This is a genomic window from Streptococcus suis YS56 (assembly GCF_000440115.1).
GTDB classification, from domain to species: domain Bacteria; phylum Bacillota; class Bacilli; order Lactobacillales; family Streptococcaceae; genus Streptococcus; species Streptococcus suis_L.
In genome coordinates, this window is sequence record NZ_ALMY01000057.1 from 1 (window position 1) to 18,783 (window position 18,783).

At 40.3% G+C, this 18,783-nt stretch carries 17 protein-coding genes; 2 read left to right on the forward strand and 15 right to left on the reverse strand.

Annotated features, from left to right (window positions below):
* Positions 1 to 42: 42 nt before the first annotated feature.
* The 9 genes from deoD to SST62_RS0106710 all read right to left on the reverse strand — a co-directional run bounded on the left by deoD (position 43) and on the right by SST62_RS0106710 (position 11,178).
* The gene (deoD, locus tag SST62_RS0106670) at positions 43 to 756 is read right to left on the reverse strand and encodes a purine-nucleoside phosphorylase (RefSeq protein ID WP_014638302.1); all 714 of its coding nucleotides are present in this window, start codon (positions 754 to 756) and stop codon (positions 43 to 45) included.
* Between the two features lie 32 nt (positions 757 to 788).
* The gene (locus SST62_RS0106675) at positions 789 to 1,598 is read right to left on the reverse strand and encodes a purine-nucleoside phosphorylase (RefSeq protein WP_029186748.1); all 810 of its coding nucleotides are present in this window, start codon (positions 1,596 to 1,598) and stop codon (positions 789 to 791) included.
* A gap of 11 nt (positions 1,599 to 1,609) precedes the next feature.
* Complete coding sequence (locus SST62_RS0106680) at positions 1,610 to 1,966, reverse strand: arsenate reductase family protein (protein ID WP_029186749.1); 357 nt, start codon at positions 1,964 to 1,966, stop codon at positions 1,610 to 1,612.
* The gene (locus tag SST62_RS0106685; protein ID WP_029186750.1) at positions 1,966 to 3,177 is read right to left on the reverse strand and encodes a phosphopentomutase; all 1,212 of its coding nucleotides are present in this window, start codon (positions 3,175 to 3,177) and stop codon (positions 1,966 to 1,968) included. Before SST62_RS0106685 ends, SST62_RS0106680 begins: the two co-directional genes overlap by 1 nt.
* Positions 3,178 to 3,504: 327 nt before the next feature.
* A complete protein-coding gene (gene rpiA, locus SST62_RS0106690) occupies positions 3,505 to 4,179 on the reverse strand; it encodes a ribose-5-phosphate isomerase RpiA (protein ID WP_029186751.1) in 675 nt (224 codons plus the stop codon).
* Positions 4,180 to 4,302: 123 nt separating this feature from the next.
* Positions 4,303 to 4,596: a hypothetical protein gene (locus SST62_RS0106695; RefSeq protein WP_029186752.1), complete on the reverse strand. Its 294-nt coding sequence runs from the start codon at positions 4,594 to 4,596 to the stop codon at positions 4,303 to 4,305.
* Complete coding sequence (locus tag SST62_RS0106700; protein WP_029186753.1) at positions 4,577 to 6,619, reverse strand: hypothetical protein; 2,043 nt, start codon at positions 6,617 to 6,619, stop codon at positions 4,577 to 4,579. Before SST62_RS0106700 ends, SST62_RS0106695 begins: the two co-directional genes overlap by 20 nt.
* 14 nt (positions 6,620 to 6,633) lie before the next feature.
* Positions 6,634 to 9,270, reverse strand: coding sequence for a DEAD/DEAH box helicase family protein (locus SST62_RS0106705; protein WP_029186754.1), 2,637 nt, complete (start codon positions 9,268 to 9,270; stop codon positions 6,634 to 6,636).
* Positions 9,271 to 9,273: 3 nt separating this feature from the next.
* Positions 9,274 to 11,178 (reverse strand): DNA methyltransferase, encoded by a 1,905-nt coding sequence (locus SST62_RS0106710; RefSeq protein ID WP_029942673.1) that lies wholly within the window; start codon positions 11,176 to 11,178, stop codon positions 9,274 to 9,276.
* Between the two features lie 297 nt (positions 11,179 to 11,475).
* Between SST62_RS0106710 and mnmE the strand changes: the two genes are divergently transcribed.
* Both mnmE and SST62_RS0106720 read left to right on the forward strand, forming a co-directional pair.
* The gene (gene mnmE, locus SST62_RS0106715; protein ID WP_029186755.1) at positions 11,476 to 12,849 is read left to right on the forward strand and encodes a tRNA uridine-5-carboxymethylaminomethyl(34) synthesis GTPase MnmE; all 1,374 of its coding nucleotides are present in this window, start codon (positions 11,476 to 11,478) and stop codon (positions 12,847 to 12,849) included.
* A 203-nt stretch (positions 12,850 to 13,052) separates the two neighbouring features.
* Positions 13,053 to 14,129 (forward strand): hypothetical protein, encoded by a 1,077-nt coding sequence (locus SST62_RS0106720; protein ID WP_029186756.1) that lies wholly within the window; start codon positions 13,053 to 13,055, stop codon positions 14,127 to 14,129.
* A 122-nt stretch (positions 14,130 to 14,251) separates the two neighbouring features.
* Here the strand turns inward: SST62_RS0106720 and SST62_RS0106725 are convergent, their stop codons facing one another.
* The 6 genes from SST62_RS0106725 to SST62_RS0106750 all read right to left on the reverse strand — a co-directional run bounded on the left by SST62_RS0106725 (position 14,252) and on the right by SST62_RS0106750 (position 18,654).
* Positions 14,252 to 14,560, reverse strand: a complete 309-nt coding sequence (locus SST62_RS0106725; protein WP_029186757.1) for a hypothetical protein — start codon at positions 14,558 to 14,560, stop codon at positions 14,252 to 14,254.
* 82 nt (positions 14,561 to 14,642) lie between these two features.
* Positions 14,643 to 16,112: a flotillin family protein gene (locus tag SST62_RS0106730; protein WP_029186758.1), complete on the reverse strand. Its 1,470-nt coding sequence runs from the start codon at positions 16,110 to 16,112 to the stop codon at positions 14,643 to 14,645.
* Between the two features lie 11 nt (positions 16,113 to 16,123).
* Positions 16,124 to 16,705 (reverse strand): LemA family protein, encoded by a 582-nt coding sequence (locus SST62_RS0106735; protein WP_029186759.1) that lies wholly within the window; start codon positions 16,703 to 16,705, stop codon positions 16,124 to 16,126.
* Positions 16,706 to 16,776: 71 nt separating this feature from the next.
* Positions 16,777 to 17,559 carry a TPM domain-containing protein gene (locus SST62_RS0106740; RefSeq protein ID WP_029186760.1) on the reverse strand — a complete coding sequence of 261 codons (783 nt, stop codon included), beginning with the start codon at positions 17,557 to 17,559 and terminating at the stop codon, positions 16,777 to 16,779.
* Between the two features lie 71 nt (positions 17,560 to 17,630).
* On the reverse strand, positions 17,631 to 18,209 hold the full coding sequence (locus SST62_RS0106745) for a uracil-DNA glycosylase family protein (RefSeq protein WP_029186761.1): 579 nt from the start codon (positions 18,207 to 18,209) through the stop codon (positions 17,631 to 17,633).
* Positions 18,196 to 18,654: a GNAT family N-acetyltransferase gene (locus SST62_RS0106750; protein WP_029186762.1), complete on the reverse strand. Its 459-nt coding sequence runs from the start codon at positions 18,652 to 18,654 to the stop codon at positions 18,196 to 18,198. Before SST62_RS0106750 ends, SST62_RS0106745 begins: the two co-directional genes overlap by 14 nt.
* Positions 18,655 to 18,783: the final 129 nt, after the last annotated feature.

Below are 18,783 nucleotides of genomic sequence, written 5' to 3' on the forward strand. Positions count from 1 at the left end.
TAGACCAGTCGAGTTCTTTCCCACTCCCAGAATTATTCTTAATTATTCTGCAATCAGAGTTTCCAAACCAACTTTCATCATATCCGTGAAAGTATTTTGACGCTCTTCTGCTGTGGTGTCTTCCTCTGGATTAACCAAGCTATCTGAAATCGTCATAATGGCAAGCGTTTGAACGCCAAACTTAGCACCTAGGTAATAAAGTGCAGCTGCTTCCATTTCTACAGCCTTGACACCTAGTTGACCTAATTCTAAGTTGCGACTAAACAATTTTGGAGAATAGAAACTATCTGATGATAAAACATTGCCAACATGCGTTGTCATGTTGAGTTCTTTGGCGATATGATAAGCCTTATCTAAAAGATCAAAATCAGCAATTTGTGGCAAATCGTACTCTGGCCAGTCAATATTGATCATACGAGAGTTGGTTGCAGCTGCCTGAGCCAAGACCAATTCACGGACATGGACATCCTCGTTCAAAGAACCTGCTGTTCCCACACGAATTAGTTTTTTCACACCATATTCGTTAATCAATTCATGGGCATAGATAGAGATGGATGGCATTCCCATACCTGTTCCCATGACAGAGACACGATGACCCTTGTAGGTACCTGTGTAGCCGAACATATTGCGAACTTCGTTGAAGCAAACGGCATCTTCAAGGAAGTTTTCAGCGATAAATTTAGCACGAAGCGGATCACCAGGAAGCAAAATCTTATCAGCAATTTCGCCTGGTTTTGCGGAAATATGGATAGACATGTAATGTACCTCTTTGTTCTATTTTCGAATGCTTACAACTCAGCCAAGATAGCTTTCACCAAGCCCTTGAAGTTGCCCTTGATTTGCTCGGTTACTTCTACGACTTCTTCGTGGTTGAGTTCTGATTGGAAACCAGCCGCAAAGTTTGTGATAGCAGAAATACCCAAGACTTTCATACCTGAGTGAGCTGCCACGATAACTTCTGGCACTGTTGACATACCAACTGCATGGGCACCCATGGTCTTGAAGGCCAAGATTTCTGCAGGTGTTTCATAGGTAGGACCTGTCACGCCGAGGTAGACACCATTGTCCAACTTGATACCCAATTTTTCCGCAATGGCATGAGCTTTTTCACGGTATTCTTTGGTGTAGGCATTTGACATATCTGGGAAACGTGGACCAAATTCTTCCAAGTTTTCGCCAATCAGTGGATTTTGACCAGTCATGTTGATGTGGTCTGTAATAGCCATGAGGGTACCTGGGCCGTAGCCGATACCACCTGCGGCATTGGTAACAATCACACCTTCACAACCAAGAGCTTTCATAACACGGACTGGGAAGGTCACGACTTCCATTGGATTACCTTCATAGAAATGGAAACGACCTTGTAAAGCCAAAACCTTGCGACCTGCCAAATCACCGTAAACCAACTTACCAGCGTGACCTACAACTGTTGACTTGCCCCAGTTTGGAATGTCTGCATAATCGATTACGATAGCATTTTCTACTTCTTCCGCTAATTCGCCCAAGCCAGAACCCAAAATCAAACCAAATTCTGGCTTGACCAAACCTTTTTCTTCCAAGAAGGCTTTTGTTTCATTGATTTTTGCAAGTAAACTCATATTTTCTCCTTTTACAAATAAGCTGACCAGTCGTATTCTGGCATTTTTTCCTTGATGATATCAAGCGGACGACAGAGAAAGGCTGTCTGTTCTCGCTCGATAATGGGACGGTTGAGAAGAGCAGGCTCTTCCACTAGACGCTCAAAGAGCTCTTCTTCTGACAAGCCTGCTCGCTCTTCTTCCGTCAACCGAATAACTGCAGAGGGCTGATTATCCATTTTTTCCAAAAGAGCTGTCAATTCTTCCGCTGTCAGTGGATGTTCTAAATAATTGACCCACTTGATGTCCAGGTCCTGACTGGGCAGTAAGATTTTCAACTTCTTGCATTTGCTGCAGTCGGGATTGTAATAGACCGTCAGTTGTTCCATTAGACCAGGGCTCCTAAGAAGCTCTCGCCAATCATGGCTTTTTCGACACCGAAGTTTTCCGCAACGGTTGCTGAAATGTCCGCAAAATGGCCTACTGGCAAGACACCGCTACCTTTGAAAGCCTTGCTGTATGCCAAGAGTGGTACATATTCACGTGTATGGTCTGTTCCAGCATAGGAGGGATCATTGCCGTGGTCTGCAGTAATCAAGAGTAGGTCATCTTCACGCATATTGTCAATAATCTCTGGAATACGTGCATCAAACTCTTGCAAACAATCGCGGTAGCCTTCGATATTGCGACGGTGACCATACACAGCATCAAAGTCAACTAAGTTTGTGAAGGAGAAACCTTCCTCGAAGTCTGATAACTTCAGAGTATCAATCAACACATCGACACCGTGCATGTTGGACTTGGTGTGACCCATATCATTTGTAATACCTGAACCATTGAAAATATCACTGATTTTACCAACTGAGTAAGTTGGTACACCCGCATCTGCCAGTTTGTTGAGTACGGTTGCTTCAAACGGTGATACTGCATAGTCGTGACGGTTGGCAGTTCGTGAGAAATTGCCTGGCTCACCAACGTATGGACGGGCGATGATACGGCCTAGAAGAGCTGGGCGTTCAAGGGTAATGGAACGAGCGTATTCACAGATACGATACAACTCATCAAGTGGAATAATGTCTTCATGGGCTGCAATCTGAAGCACAGGGTCTGCGGAGGTGTAGACGATCAACTCCCCTGTTTCCATTTGGCGAGGGCCAAAGTCATCAATGACAGCTGTACCTGAATACGGCTTGTTTGCTTCGCGGATGATTTTACGCCCTGAGAATTCTTCGATTTTTGTCAAAATATCTTCAGGGAAACCATCCCAGAATGTATCAAATGGCTCAGTAATATTGAGACCCATAATTTCCCAGTGTCCAGTCATGGTATCCTTACCAAGCGATACTTCTTCCAACTTGGTCACGTAACCAGTTGGATGGCTTTCAGCAGGAACTGTCGCAAGCGCTGTATCTCGAGGGATATTTCCAAGACCAATCTTGGTCATATTAGGCACCTCAAGCCCAGCTTTTTCAGAAATGTGACCGAGAGTGTCAGATTCTGTATCTGCTACACCCGCATTGAAAAAATTATCTGAGTCTGGTGCTGCGCCGATTCCGACAGAGTCCATAACTACCAAGTGAACACGTTTAAATTTAGGCATAATTGTCTCCTTTATTTGAATAGTTAGATTCAACCAAAATCAACGTCCAACCAAGTTGCTAGACTGGAAATTATCGTTACCACATCTAAACATTTTAATGGGGTGCAATACTTATACAGTCACAGCTCTCGGCATCAAACTTCCTAACCATCAAAACTAGATACTGTTACTCGCTTCACTGCCTGCTGTTCAGCTATCGCTTTTTCAGTACCTATCGTCTGACTGCTACGAGGTAAGGGGATAGATTTTTGAAGAGTCTAAACGTTCGTGTTTTCATTATACCATAAAAAAGCCTCTCATTGTACCAAAATAAGAAGCGTTTTCAATTTATTTCTTTTCGATGATGTTCGGCCCTTCTGGTGTACCAACAATTACCTTGGAAATCAATCCAATAAAGAGACCGTGTTCTACAACACCGACGGTCCGATCCAATTCTTCCGCCAATGCATATGTGTCTTCTATTCTGCGCAAATCAAGGTCAATGATAAAGTTCTGCATATCCGTGATATGTTTTTCTCCATTACGCATACGGAAACTTGGACGATACCCTTTTTTCTCAAATAGTCGGAAAAGATTTTCCGCACCGTACTGTACAACTTCCACCGGCAACTTGAAAGCACCTAGGGTTTGCACCACCTTAGACTCATCCACAATCCAGATGCAGTCCTTACTGTTGACTGCGACCACTTTCTCCATGAGAAGCGCTGCACCACCGCCTTTAATCCCATTGAAGTCTCCATCAACCTCATCTGCTCCATCCACCGTCAAGTCCACATATTCGACTTCGTCGATATTTTTTAGGGGAATCCCAAGGGACGCAGCATGTTCTGCCGTAGCATGAGAGGTCGTTACGCCTGTGATCTGTAGCCCTTCTTCTGCAACCCGGCGGCCAATCTCCTGCACGAAATAGTATGCCGTCGAACCAGTTCCAAGTCCAACAATCATCCCGTCAGCCACAAATTCCGCCGCCTTAATCCCAACCTGCTCTTTTAGGTTTGTCATTTTTGTCTCCTTTGAAGTCATTCATGAAATAATTATACCACAGCTAAGACAGCTGTTCAAAATAACAACTCCAACTTCAGACAGCAAAGACTACAATATGTGACATAGTGACTAATGCTGAAATTACTTTTCAATCATAAGACTTGGGAAAGAGGAGTCAATATCATGTTTTATCTGGTCAAGATTATCAACAAACTCTTTTACTTTTTGAATAATTTGAATGACAATTTCTTTTTCTACTGGATTTTTGATATTCTCAATTTCAGTATCTTCTGGAATTTGAAGAGTGGTAATATCTTCTATCTGATAAATGGCATTAAACAAATCCAATAGGTCATTCTTAGAAAGAGCTTCAGGTCTGACCTTCCTCTCGTTAATTATAAAATAACATCCCGAATCATTCGTTAAGATTTGCATATATTTCTCCTTTCTTAGTATAAGAATCCATTCCGGATTCCATTGCTTCAATAAATTTTTCGTAACTTTTTTCCTCAGTACCATTTATTGAATCTTTGATTTTACTGGAACTAAACTCCCCTGACATGATAGAGTAATTTCCGCTATTATCTTTTGAAGTGATTATCAAATAATCTGGTTCTAATAATGTACCCAACGTAGAATTATGTGTAATAACAACAACCATACTATTTCTTGCAAGTTGCTTCAATTCTTTATTCAACTCGTTTTTTATATAAGCATTATCTAATGATGATTCTGGCTCATCAATTAGAATAATTGGTTTATTTTTAGCTTCATTTAATCTTAACATCAGAGCAAAGCCTACAGCTTGACCACCTGAAGCCGGTACTCCTTCGGAGTCAAGAAGTTTAACTTCTTTTTGAAGTAAATATTCAGCAAAGTTAGCTTCATTATAGAATTTTTTCTGTTTCAACCTTTTTAAAAACGTTATAAAATCCTTTTCTCTATAGACTTTTATTAAATCATTATTTACAGCCTCTTGCGTCCCAATTTCTTTCTGAAACTGACTAGCATTCTTGTATGGAATAAGATTTACACATATTTGATAACCATGCAGACGCTCATTTTTAAGCGGAGTCTCAACTATGATTTGATTTAAAAAGCTATCAATTTTTTTCTCTAGTTGCAGCTTATGGATAATATTATTAATACTGCATTCCTGAACATTCGAAATTCCAGTTCTAGCTGTAACTGTAGATTTTACATCCCTCATTATCTCATTTATTTTTTGCTTAAGTTCATTATCCTTTCTATATTTTAGGTAAATATCCCTAAGTTCTGAATAAACTTCAATAAAGTCACTTTTCTTCTGAGAGTTTTTGTTTAGGAGGTTCCAGATTTCTTCATTCTCAATTACCTCTTTAATATTTGTAAGCGCACTTCTTATGTAATTAATATTAGACAGTTCAAATTCTGTTTCTTGAAATAACAAATATTTTTGGCTAGATTTACTTCTTGCCATTTCAGTAGCAAATCTTTTAACATCTACCAAAAAATTTTCAATATCATCAGTTTCCGTATAGGTATCTTGCAAATATGATTTAATTTTCGAGAATTCATTTGTATATTTTTCCTGCCATTTTGAAAATTCAATCGAACCTTGGTATTTTCTTTGCTTCTCAATATACTCATCAGCTTTAGCGGTTTCAAATTGCTTTATTTCGTAGTATTCATCATCACTAAATTCCTTTATTTTATTGAGAAAATAAGTCTTTCCAGTTCCTCGTTTTCCAACTACCAAATTAAGTCCAGATGATATATTTACACCATCAATGTCGACAACATCTTTTAAATTTTCTTTATTTATGCTAACTTTACTCTTATCTCTCAAACATTTTTTTATATCTTCAAATTCGCAAGAATCAATCTGTAAATAAGTTTGCTTATTTTGTAATTTAGCTATATCATTTCGATTATCTGAATCTTGATTTGTTGCATGTGCATCGCTGAATAAACAGGGCACTAAACTCTCTGGGTTATTTTTTGCAATATTAAATCTTAATTGATTAGGAACACCGCCAACACACACCAAGTTGCTAAAAATATTGGGAATCTCTTTTACTCCTTTACTTTTTCCAAGTTCAAAAATATAAATCCCTTGATCCCAACAAGGCAATTGTTCGCGTAACTGTTCGCTTGTTATACTATCTGATTGGGTTTGATGAATGTTAGATAACCACTCAGAAAATTGTGATAATACATCAATGCAATCACAAGGAAAAACTATGTTAACATGTCCTATATCCAAAGCAAGTTCAATTCCTGGATAAACTTTTACATTAGGTAGATATTCTGAAATTTCCTCAAAATTGTTTTTATCGAATAAGTCATGATTCGTTATAGCAATAGCATCCAATTTTGTCTTATCTACATATGCTTTAAGCCACTCAATCGAAAAGTTAAAGTACGAATCTTTTATACTTGGAACTGTATGAATATGAAAATCAATCCTTTTTACCATAATATTCTCCTACATTACAATTTACGCAATTCTTCCCTAACCTCATCCTTACTTACCACCTCATTAAAGAACGGCAATCCAACAATACGATAGCGGTCATCATCAACCAGTATTCTCGCCTCGTCTCGCTCGGAAATCTGACGCAAGAACTCTTGTTTCCAGCCTTCCTTGCTATTTTTGAAAGTATTATCACAATCCAAGAACTGGCTCCCTTTCGGTTCAATGAAAATCTGCCACGAAACATTTCCTGTATTTTTGTCGTTGGCAAACATGAGAAAGTCTGGTTCAAAGGCTTGCCCCTTATCAAAACTATAAATCTTTACAGCTTTTTCATTTCGAAGCAGGTAAATATCCGTCCATTTTTCTTCAAGTTCAACCATTAAATCTTTAATCAGGCGAACGAGAAGTTTTTCCTCACTTGTGCCGAAGTTGTCATCGTAAGCGTACCAGTTTAGATTGTCTAAGTCTTCAAAATATTGCGTCTCAGCTGGATTTTTCTGAGATAAACCAAACTCTGACTGACTTTGATGATTGATGGTGTATTTTCGCAAGATATTATCCTCAAACAAGTCTTTTATTTTGTATTGTTCGAATTTTTCTGAACCGAAGAAGCGCTCCTCGGTCGCAATCAAATCTTTTTCAATATGATGGAGCAGTTTTTCCGTGATATAAAGTTTATCATCTGGCGTTAAATCAGACATCATTTGATATTGAGATTCAGCTCGAATATCGATTTCTGCGAGCATACCAATAAAGGCAGATACACTTCCAAGACCTACAAAGGCATTTTTGAGATTTTCAAATGTAAATTTTTTGTTCCGATTGATAGCTGTTCGAACAATATTTTTACCGATAACTTTGCCAAATTTGAAAGTAAGTACTTCTAAAGATTCTGAAATGTACATCGATTCATCAAACGCTTCAATATCTCGCACACCATGTGTTGGGAGTTTGACCTCGAACGATTTGGGAATAAAATTGGTATCAAATAGACTTCCTTGACGCTGTTCAAGAAGTTGTTCGTACGAGAGACGCCTATTCATCCAAACAACACCATCAGTATAAGTCCGCGTCTTCTTGAAAGATTCCTTGAGTTTAAGTTCTCGTTCCTCAAGATTTTGGTCATCGAAAATCCCAGATTCACGCAAAACCTGCTTTAGTTCTGAAATATAACGAGGGTTATTCGCAGAGTGATAATGCAGTTGCTCAATGACACGAAGCTCTTTATTTTCATTATCATCAAACTTCCGAATATACTTCTCTTCCAGATTATCACCAATCACAAATGGAAAATAACGAGCACCGCGACCAATCAGCTGTTTCTCTGTGTTGGTCGTTTTTCCAGGAACAAATCCGTTTTTCATTGTTTTCCCATCACGAGTATCGTAGAGGCGTACAATATCAAAAAGATTAAGAACGTCCCAGCCTTCATTTAGCATATCGACGGCAAAAATCGCTCGGATTTCATTACTTGGCTGCTCCAAGGTATTTAGAAGGTGTAGGCTATCCTTATTCTTGTTTTTCCCATCCACCAATAGCAGGCGTTCTTTGCGGAAATCCTCCTGAAGTTCAGCCACCAAGTCAGTATCTGAAATCCCAACTGTCTCGAAATAAGAAAATGCCTTTTTCAAAATACTAGATTTTTTATCCAACTCTGAAACGAGGTTACGCTGTTCCTGAATATTCACTGATGAAAGATTATTCAAAACACCTAAAAACGCATCCAAATTTTCTTGACTTTCTGCAATTTTCTGAGACTTAAACATGACCAAGGGTTTTAAGTTAATTCCGTTTTTCAAAGCGATTTTCTTGCGGTACTGACTGATGATGATTGCCTGAAGCATGCGATGATTGACATCACCATCCACCAAGTGAAAGAGTACATCTTTGGAATATTTATCTAAACGAAACTCTTTCAAATCATACTTAAACAACAGGGAATTTTGATATTTTTGAGCTATCACTTGGTTTGTTAAATCAATTGTTGCAGTAAACTCAAAGATACTGGACTTTTTAGCGGTCATTTGAATCGTTTCAATCGTACTAGTCCAACTAGTATTGTCATCTTTCTCCGACTTACTCAAACCAGCATTCAAGTGGTGAGCTTCATCCGCCAGCATGACAACCGAAATATCCTTAAACTGCTCATAAGAGAGGCGATTTTCTCTCGGAGTATTAAGGTCTTGGTGAAGCTTTTGGATAGTAGTAAAGACGATGTTAATACTATCATCACGGCTATCTGAAAAATCTGTCACTTCACGCACTGTCACGATTTGTCCGTCCATGACAATCTTTTCCGCAAAAAGATACTTACCAGAAGCACTTTCTAAGAAGTTATCCTTTGTTTTCGTCAGGATATTATCGTTGTTCACAAAGAAAATAAAATTCCGCTCACCTTGCTGGTACTTCTCCAAGATAATCGTCGCCATCAAGAGCGTTTTACCAGAACCAGTTGCCATATTGTAAAGAACTTGCTCTGGAATGAGACGATTTTTGTCTGTTTTGTAGTGAAGATAACGTCCGATAGCCTCCTGCTGATAAGGTCGTAATGGGTGCTTCAAATTTTTCGTGAGGTAATCTGGCAAATCTGTCCGAAAATCCTTAAAGCCAGACCGACTGACTGTATCATAGGTTTCGTAAATAAATGTCATGGCTTACTTTTCCTTTCCGTAGAAAGCATGATTGAGCTTCTTATCCTCAGCAGAAATCTGATAATCACTATCATCAATATCAGAATAATTCACATAGAGGTTATTGTTATCAATGATTTCAGACAAGATTTGCTTTTGTTCTGCCAAAGAAAGTTGACTAAACTCATTCTTTTTCAATTTTTTAGGGTCAATGCGGTAGGACAAGAAGGAAGATTTTTTCGCAAGCTCAAACAGTTCTGATAATTCTTCCGTTGTTGCCGCCTCAATAATCGCATTTTTGAAATCTTGAGCATCGTTTTTCAATTCAGCGTAGACAAAGCTACCACCGCCAGACCAGTTAACGTCTTTTGAAATACCACCTTGTTCACCAGCGATAACCTTCTTCAGTCGCTCCACCGAAACCGTCTCAATATAATCCATCTGTTCGATACCAATGTACTGTCGGTTCATCTTATGAGCGACGGCTGCTGTTGTACCAGAACCGAGGAAGAAATCAAGTACAATATCCCCCTCGCAACTTGAAACCTGAAGAATATCTTTGATAAGTTTTTCAGGCTTTGCATAGCTAAAATCGTCACGACTAAACAACTCGGTAATTTCATCATTGCCGTCTTTGTTTTTCGTTTTTGCAAGTAAGTCAGTTACAAAATTTTTCAGTAATGTATCACTACTTGCATAGGCTGGTTTTGACTTGGCTAAGTCCTCATCTCTGAATACACGTCGAAATGGCCTATCACCTTTCATAAAGTCGTAGTCATCAGGAAAGCCAATTCCACCACTTTGATACCACTCATCAAATGTATCTTTCGTCACAGCCCAAGACCTCTTCGGATTAACTGGATATTCTTTTCCAGTCTTAGGATTGACCATTGTAAAATCTGAATTTGGACGTTCTTTAGTGGTTGTTTGTTTTGTCAAATCAGCAGTTCGCCAAGGTCTGTTTGGAAAGTCAGGTGTTTCATAGTATTTTCGCTCAACTTCACGACCGACAATTGCCTGCTGTTCAGTACCTTTTGTATAGACCAACACCCAGTCAAAATCCTGCGAAAAATTGAAAGGAACATCAGACTTACCATCACGAACTTTTCTAGGTAAAGTTCCTACGAACTTATCTTGCCCAAAAACTGCATCAGCCAAGACTTTCAGGTAGTGCATACCATCTTCACCTGTGTGTATCCAAATTGAGCCATCTTCTCGTAGAAATTCTTTGACGACTTCCAGTCGATTTTTCAAGAAAATTAGCCAAGTCGACATTTTGAAGTTGGAATTATATTGAAAAGCATCACCGATATTTTTTCTAAAATAATATGGAACATCGATATAAATAACTTTTACTGAACCTTTGTAGCGTTTCTTGAGGCTATGAAGGGCAATGAGGTTATTACCTTTGATGATGAGGTTATCGGTATCACTGAGTTCTTCTACTTCATGCTCACCAGTTTCATCATAGCGTTTAAAGTTGGTTAAGACCTTATCATCCAAAAGACGATTGATTTCAGTCGGTGCGAGTGTCTCGTTAAAGAAAATTTCTTGACGTTTGGCATCATCCTTAGTCTGTCCACCCTCTAGCACACAATCTTTGTATGGAAAATTCAGGACAACTTCCTGATTTTCTGATAAATACTTGTCACCAGTCGCCAAACCAATTTTAGTCTTGTAGGCGGTAAAGCTGTCAGGGAGAAACTCCTTATTATTCAGAAACTGTAAAAAGACGTCTTTCTTGAAAACAAGAACACCAGTATCTAGAGTAGAAAAGAAATGCTTAGAAATTTTACCATTACTCATCAATATATTAAGGAGTTCAGGATTGTATTGTCTCGCCAGCTCGGCCAGTTTATTTTTATTGAGCACACCTTCCACCATAAAAGTTTCATTTTGTGCCAAAAGTTGCTCCAGTTCTTGCTTCATTATTTGATCTACCTTTCAGCTGAAAATTCCTAAAGGGCTGATAGGATTCATTTATTATATTCATAATAAATGAAGGGTATACCCTTCGGTTTTCTTAAATTTTTATGTTTCTATTATAACATAGTCAACCTAAATTAATAGCAACACTTTTTGTATTTCTATCAAATTATCTTCTCAAATTAATTACTATATTTATTGACCTCTCAATACATTTCTGCACTCCCCATCCCTCATCTGTGCTTTTTTCATCATTCCATGATACACTAATAGATAAGACGATTTTAGAAAGAAAGATATATGATAACTAAGGAATTCGACACTATTACCGCTATTTCCACTCCTCTCGGTGAGGGGGCCATTGGGATTGTCCGCCTGTCTGGGACGGATGCTTTTGCCATTGCCAGCAAGGTTTTCAAGGGCAAGGATTTGGCGACTGTTCCCAGCCACAGCCTCAACTACGGCCACATTATTGATCCTGCGACAGGGCAAGTGCTGGACGAAGTTATGGTTGGAGCCATGCGTTCCCCACGCACCTTCACGCGCGAAGATGTCATTGAGATTAACACCCACGGAGGCATCGCCGTTACCAACGAAATTCTCCAGCTCCTGATTCGCCAAGGGGCTCGAATGGCTGAACCAGGCGAGTTTACCAAGCGTGCCTTTCTCAACGGCCGTGTGGATTTGACCCAGGCCGAAGCTGTCATGGATGTTATCCGTGCCAAGACCGACAAGGCCATGCACAATGCCGTCCGCCAGCTTGATGGCTCTCTCTCTCAGCTCATCAACGACACCCGCCAAGAGATTCTCAACACGCTGGCACAGGTCGAGGTCAACATCGACTACCCTGAGTACGACGACGTCGAGGAAGCGACGACAGAGCTGGTCCGTGAAAAGACCCTCCAGTTCCAAGCCCTTTTGGAAAATCTCCTCCGCACTGCCCGCCGTGGAAAAATCCTGCGTGAAGGCATCGCAACCGCCATTATCGGTCGTCCAAATGTGGGAAAATCCAGCCTGCTCAATAACCTCCTCCGCGAGGAAAAAGCCATCGTTACAGACATCGCAGGAACAACCCGCGACGTTATCGAAGAATACGTCAACATCAAAGGTGTCCCCCTCAAGCTGATTGATACAGCAGGTATTCGTGAAACAGATGACATCGTTGAAAAAATCGGCGTGGAACGGTCTAAAAAAGCCCTTGAGGAGGCCGACCTCATCCTACTAGTGCTCAACGCAGCCGAGCCACTAACCGAGCAAGACCGCAATCTCCTAGCCATTTCCGATTTGGCCAACCGCATCGTCCTGCTCAACAAGACCGATCTGGAAGAACAGATTGAAGCAGACCAACTGCCTGAGGATGTCATTCGCATTTCCGTCTTGAAAAACCAGAATATCGACCAAATCGAAGAAAAAATCAACCAGCTCTTCTTTGAAAATGCTGGTCTGGTAGAGCAAGATGCCACCTACCTCTCCAATTCTCGTCATATTTCCCTGATTGAGCAAGCCGTTCAAAGTCTACAAGCTGTCAACGACGGTCTGGAAATGGGCATGCCAGTCGACTTGTTACAGGTTGACCTGACACGCTGTTGGCAGATTTTAGGAGAAATCACAGGTGATGCTGCTCCAGATGAACTCATTACCCAACTCTTTAGCCAATTCTGTCTTGGAAAATAGAAAGAGGCTAGGCAAGTCTTAAAAATAGAAAATAGCTTAGAATTACGTCCTAAGAAACCGTGATTCTAAACTATTTTTAATGATTCAAATTGTGATTGACGACGAAAGGTTCAGCTTTTGCACACTTTTTGTATATTAACAGATTAAAACTTGTCCTTCTCTAAAAAATAAACTATACTATGGATAGAAAGGAGGCTTACCCTATGAAAAAAATGATAATCGCTTTACTTGCCGCTTTTTGCCTTATTTTTTCCTTTATCGCTTGGAAATTGAAAACCTATCAACACGCCAAAGTAGAACTCGATTCAAATGCTGACTTCTATCTCGTTTACCCAGGTAAAATCGAAGCCTTTCAATTATCTAATGACCAACCAAAGCTCATTCACACTCAAAAAATGAATTCGGACAACTATTTCGGCTCTGGAAAAAACCACATTCTAGACAATCAATCTTTAGTTTTTGCCAATGACCAGCAGAAATTTACCAATGACAATTTGGTTTCTATTGATTTCAAAACAGGAGAAATTCTTCGTAAGCCAAGCAAATACGCTACCTACATCAGCGGAACTGATGGACAACATTTTTATACAGCAGGTCCTTTCCATGCCTTATCACAGTTCGATAATACGTTCAAATTAAAAAATCAATTAAAACTAGATGATGATTTTTTCCCACTTCCATATGTCTATGCAGATGATACATCCATTTATTTAAACGGCAATCAAATAACCACTGGTCAATCAGATTCTCAAAAAAATGTTCTCTATATCATCGATAAAACAAGCTTTACAACATCAGATATAGTCGAATATGACAAAAATCTAGTAACTCATGAAGGACTCCTTGCAAAGGATACACTCTATCTTCCAATCACTAGTCACCATGCTTTAGATTACAAGGATATTGAGACTTCCTATGATATTTTGACCTTCAATACAAAGACACGTACATTTTCCTCCATAACCTTATCACAGCCTACACCAGGAAGCATCCAACCACTCAAGGAAGATAACCTATTATTCATTGAACACGAAAGCGATTGGCTATCTGCAATCTCTTTCACCATTTATAATACCCAAACAGGTCAAGAGAGCTACCATCGTCTAGACGAGCTTAATCCTCGTCCTTATTATATTGACCATGTCCGCCAACTAGACGGTAACAGATTATTATTGATTCTGGCTGGTAAGGCACTCATCTATGACTGGCAAGCAAAAAAAGTTTTAAGCCAAACCATTCTATCTGAGGATTATGTCAGCGGGGTGTGGGTAAATGACTGATAAACAAAAACGAATCTCAATCAAAGATTGTAAAAGTCCCAAGATTACTCTTTCTTGGGACTTTCTCATATTCTATCGAAGTTGCATAGCACAATCAATGTACTTACAAATCCTCAGAACCACTATCTAATCGAAGTAAACGCCATTCCCAAAGCAGAACCAAAATAATATTTCCACCTTTCTTGCTCTAAATAGCGCTTAAACATCTTTAATTTATCCGATTGAATCCTATTCAAAGCTAGTTCTTCCGATACACATGGATATATTTTATGGGAAAGATAGCTAATCTTACTACCTTTTTCACACAACTCCATTGCTTCCAACAACTGGAATTTCAATGCTTTGCTCAACTTTAATTCTGAATCAGATAATAGTTCATTTATTTTTTGTATAAACAACTTACTTTTTTTACTGTTTCTAAACATTTTCATCTTCGTAGGGATTTCTGAAACAATCATGCGATGGAAATGATGGTGTAAACCTACTCAGTCACCCATCTCTTCCAACTGCTTATTATTTTTCTTTGACCTCTTCCGCTTCTTTTGTTTCTTGGGCAGTCAGTAAACCTGTTGACATGGCACGACCAGTTAGGGTTGCGCTGATTAAATCACGGACATTGAGGCCTAGACCTTCTGTTGTCTTGTCCATGGTCGTCATCAGGTCTCCTACCATTTTTGAGGCATTTCCTTCGCCGTACATGGTAATCTTATCAACATTTCCAAGTGGTGCTGCAATATTCTTGGCGATTTCTGGAAGGACATTGACCACCATTTCAGTCACGGCTGCATCGTTGAACTTGGCCATGGCATCCGCTTTCTTGCTAAGACCTTCTGCCTCTGCTTCGAGTTTCAAACGGATGGCTTCTGCTTCGGCACGTCCTTTGGCCTCAATACCTGCCGCTTCTTGCTCCGCAGCATACTTAGCAGCTTCTGCTCGCGCTTTTTGAGCTTCCGCTTCACGCTGCGTTTCGTAGAGTTCTGCTTCTGCCTTGCGTTGACGTTCAATCAAATCTGCTTCTGCAGCTTGCTGACGAGCATATTTTTCTGCCTCTGCCTGTTTGCGGATAGTAGCTGAGAGCTCTTGTTCACGGACCTTAACTTCCTCTGCTTTTACTTCTGCTTCTTTTTGTTGCTTGACAATATTGGCTTCAGCAGTTGCACGCTCGATTTCTTTCCGTTGAGCTTGTTCCTCAATGCCATAGGCTGCGTTTGCCTGTGCCAGTTGGACATCTGACTGACGTTTTAGATTAGCTTGCTCAATAGCTAGTTCATTCTGTTTCTTGGCGATTTCTAAGTCTGCAGCAACACGCGCATCATTAGCCGCCTTATCCTCACGGGCACGGACTTCTGCTTGTTCCCGCTCTGCTTTGGCACGAGCATTTGCGGCATCCTTCTGGATGGTCACAATATTGTCAATACCGAGGTTTTTAATGACATCGTTGTCATCTGTGAAAGACTGAACCGTAAAGGCAATGATTTCCAGCCCCATTTTAGCCAAGTCAGGAGCCGCGTTGGATTGGACTTTTTCTGCAAAAGCCTGGCGGTTATTGACCATGTCACGCAGCTCCATCTGGCCAATGATTTCACGCAGATTTCCTTCCAAGACATCTTGAATAGAGGCAGAAATATCTGCAGTTTTCCAGTTAAGGAAGTTTTGAGCTGCCGCATTGAGCAATTCATCAGATACCCCAACCTTTACTTTTACGACCGCATCAGCTTTTACGTTGATAAAATCAAGAGTCGGTACAAAATCTGTGGTCTGCACATCTGTTGAAAACTGCTCAATAGAGATATAGGAGCGTTTTTCGATAAAGGGAATCATAAAACCAGAACGACCAATTAAGGTCCGAGGTTTGCCCAAGCCGGTAATAACAATTGCTTCGTTAGGCTTGGCGGACACATAACCAAATACAAACAATAAAACAAATAGTACAACAACAATAATTGGTATCATAATTGCCAATATATCAAATCCAAAGTCCATATTTATCTCCTTTATTCCTTATCACTCAAATCAACACTTGGTACTGTTGTTGCCGCATCTGTGCTGGCTTGGAAAAGCTCGACTTTTTCATAGCCAAATAGATTGGCATAGATGGAAGTCGGGAACCGCTTGATTTTTTTATTGTAGGCTGTTGCCACCGCATTATAATCTTTACGGGCTACCAGTATCCGATTTTCCGTACCTTCAAGCTCTGTAATCAGGTCTGATACCTGTTGGTTGGCTGTCAATTGAGGATAATTCTCAGCCACTACCAACAATCTAGATACTGCAGAATCTAGCTGACTTTGAGCTTGATTATAGTCACTCGTTCCTTGTTGACTGGAACCGATTTTAGCACGCGCTTCTGCAATAGCAGTAAATATTTCTTCCTCGTGTTCCATGGCGCCTTTGACAGCTGCGACTACATTGGGTATCAAGTCATAGCGACGTTGCAACTGTGTGTCTACATTGGCTTGCGCATTTTCAACCTCAGCATAACTGTCAACTAAGCCATTGTATTGCCCAACTGCTCCCATTCCTAAAAACAGCAGAGCTAGGACTGGTATAAGGATGACCAACCATTTCTTTTTCATAAGATTTCCTTTCTAACTACGATTAAATATTCGTAAAAAAGCAAACAACTATCAGAAGCCCTATACGAGCCTTACCATCCAGAAGAGGCTCCGCCACCGCCGCCTCCACCACCTGACCAACTACCTCCGCCAAAACTAGACGATGAGGAATTAGACGAGTGATGATTGTGATAGTGATGATGGTCATCAACCAACATCCAGAGTAGATTACCTGGTCCGCCACCACCACGACTAGATTTGTCAATGATACCAAATAGGATAGCGATCAGAATAACTACGAGAAACAGCCAAAAGCCGTCATCCTCCTCACTTGTACCTTCTTCTATAGCAGCTAACTGATTTTTACCAATGCTTGTACCATAAAATCTATCCCCAATGGAGTTGACGATATAGGAAATTCCTCTACTGTAGTCTTCCTGTCGAAAGAATTCCCTTGCATTCTCTAGAATATCCTTGGCTTCTACATCCGTGATGACTGTGGCAGCATTGTCTGATGTTTCTATCCGAAATGCTCTGTCAGCTATGGCAACCACTAAAAGAACTCCGTTGTCCGTTCCTGCAAAACCGACCTGCCAGTGACGAAAGGTTTCATTAGCCAAACTTTCAATATCACTGGACAGACTTTCTATTACATAAACACCAACCTGTAAAGCTTGCTCGGTGCTTGCCCAATTTCGATTGAGTTGATCAATTTCTGCAATGGTATCACTAGAGAGTAACTGCGTCTCATCCACTACCGTTGTACCAGTGGGTCGGTCTGGAATCTGATTTGCTCTAGCTAGTGTGGGTGCAAATAGCAAGCAAACCGTTAGAATAGCGAAACAGCCAATGACAATTTTTTTCCATTTTCTCATCAGAACACCTCCTTCGATGAACAAAGATAAGAAAAATTTATTAGGTATATATATACAATTATATCATATTATCATTTTCCCAACAATATATTTATGTTGTTTTTCAGTAACGGTAGAGTCTGTTCAACAAACCAAGGATGTTTAGCTTGCCAGATATTGTTCCTTGGCGATGGATGAGGTAGGGGAAAATAGGTGGGTAGGTAATCACCTGCATTCTCCACTCTCTCGGTCACAGTCCTATGGGATTCTCCTAAATAATAGTCCTGGGCATACTTACCAATCAACAAGGTCAGCTCAATCTGGGATAGTTGCTTCATAATGAGTGGGTGCCATTTGGGCGCAAAATCCTTGCGAGGCGGCAAATCTCCAGCCTTCCCTTTTCCTGGATAATAGAAATCCATAGGAAGAATAGCAAAATGGCCAGATTCATAGAAGAATTCCCTATCTACTCCCAACCATTTCCGCAGATTATCTCCACTAGCATCATCAAATAAGCGACCTTTTTCTTGTGTTTTTAATCCCGGTGCCTGTCCAATAATGAGGATTTTTGCGGTAGAAGATGCTTGGAAAAGCGGCCTTATCCCATTTTTCGTAAAAGCTTGATTGGGTAAATCTTCCATAATCGCCTGACGAATATCAGCAAGTTCCATGATGTCCTACTTTCTTGACCATTGTTACATCTGCTTCTAGGGCATGAAAACCACATTTTTTATAGAAGAAAAAGGCTGGCAGAGCGCGTTCGGTTTGCAGGAGAATATGAACAATCTTTCTCTCGACCAGCTGCTCCTCAATTCTTTTTAGAAAGTCATTACCAATTCCTCGTCCTTGGTAGTTGCGAGCAATACAGAGCTCTTCAATACGGTATTCGGTCCCCTCATACCAGTAGCGAATATGCCCTAGAGAAAGGGCAATGAGGCTACCTTGGTCAAGCAATCCAAAACAAAGTGCTCTGGGGTGTGACAGCAAATCGCCTAGATAGCGGTCCAGTTGTTCCTCGTCAGACCAATCGTCATTCCATGGCTCCTGACTAAATACAGATAAGAAGAGCTGTTTGACCATTTCTATATCTGCAAGTGTGAGTTCTTTCAGTTCCATTTTCCCTCCTAAAAAAGACGGGCGAACCCGTCTTGATATGAACCCGTATTCACAAGTAAAGTACTTTGATATAAGAGATAGTTTTTCGCTAATCAAGGCAGTTTTTTGAGGCTGGGCTCAAGCCCAGCG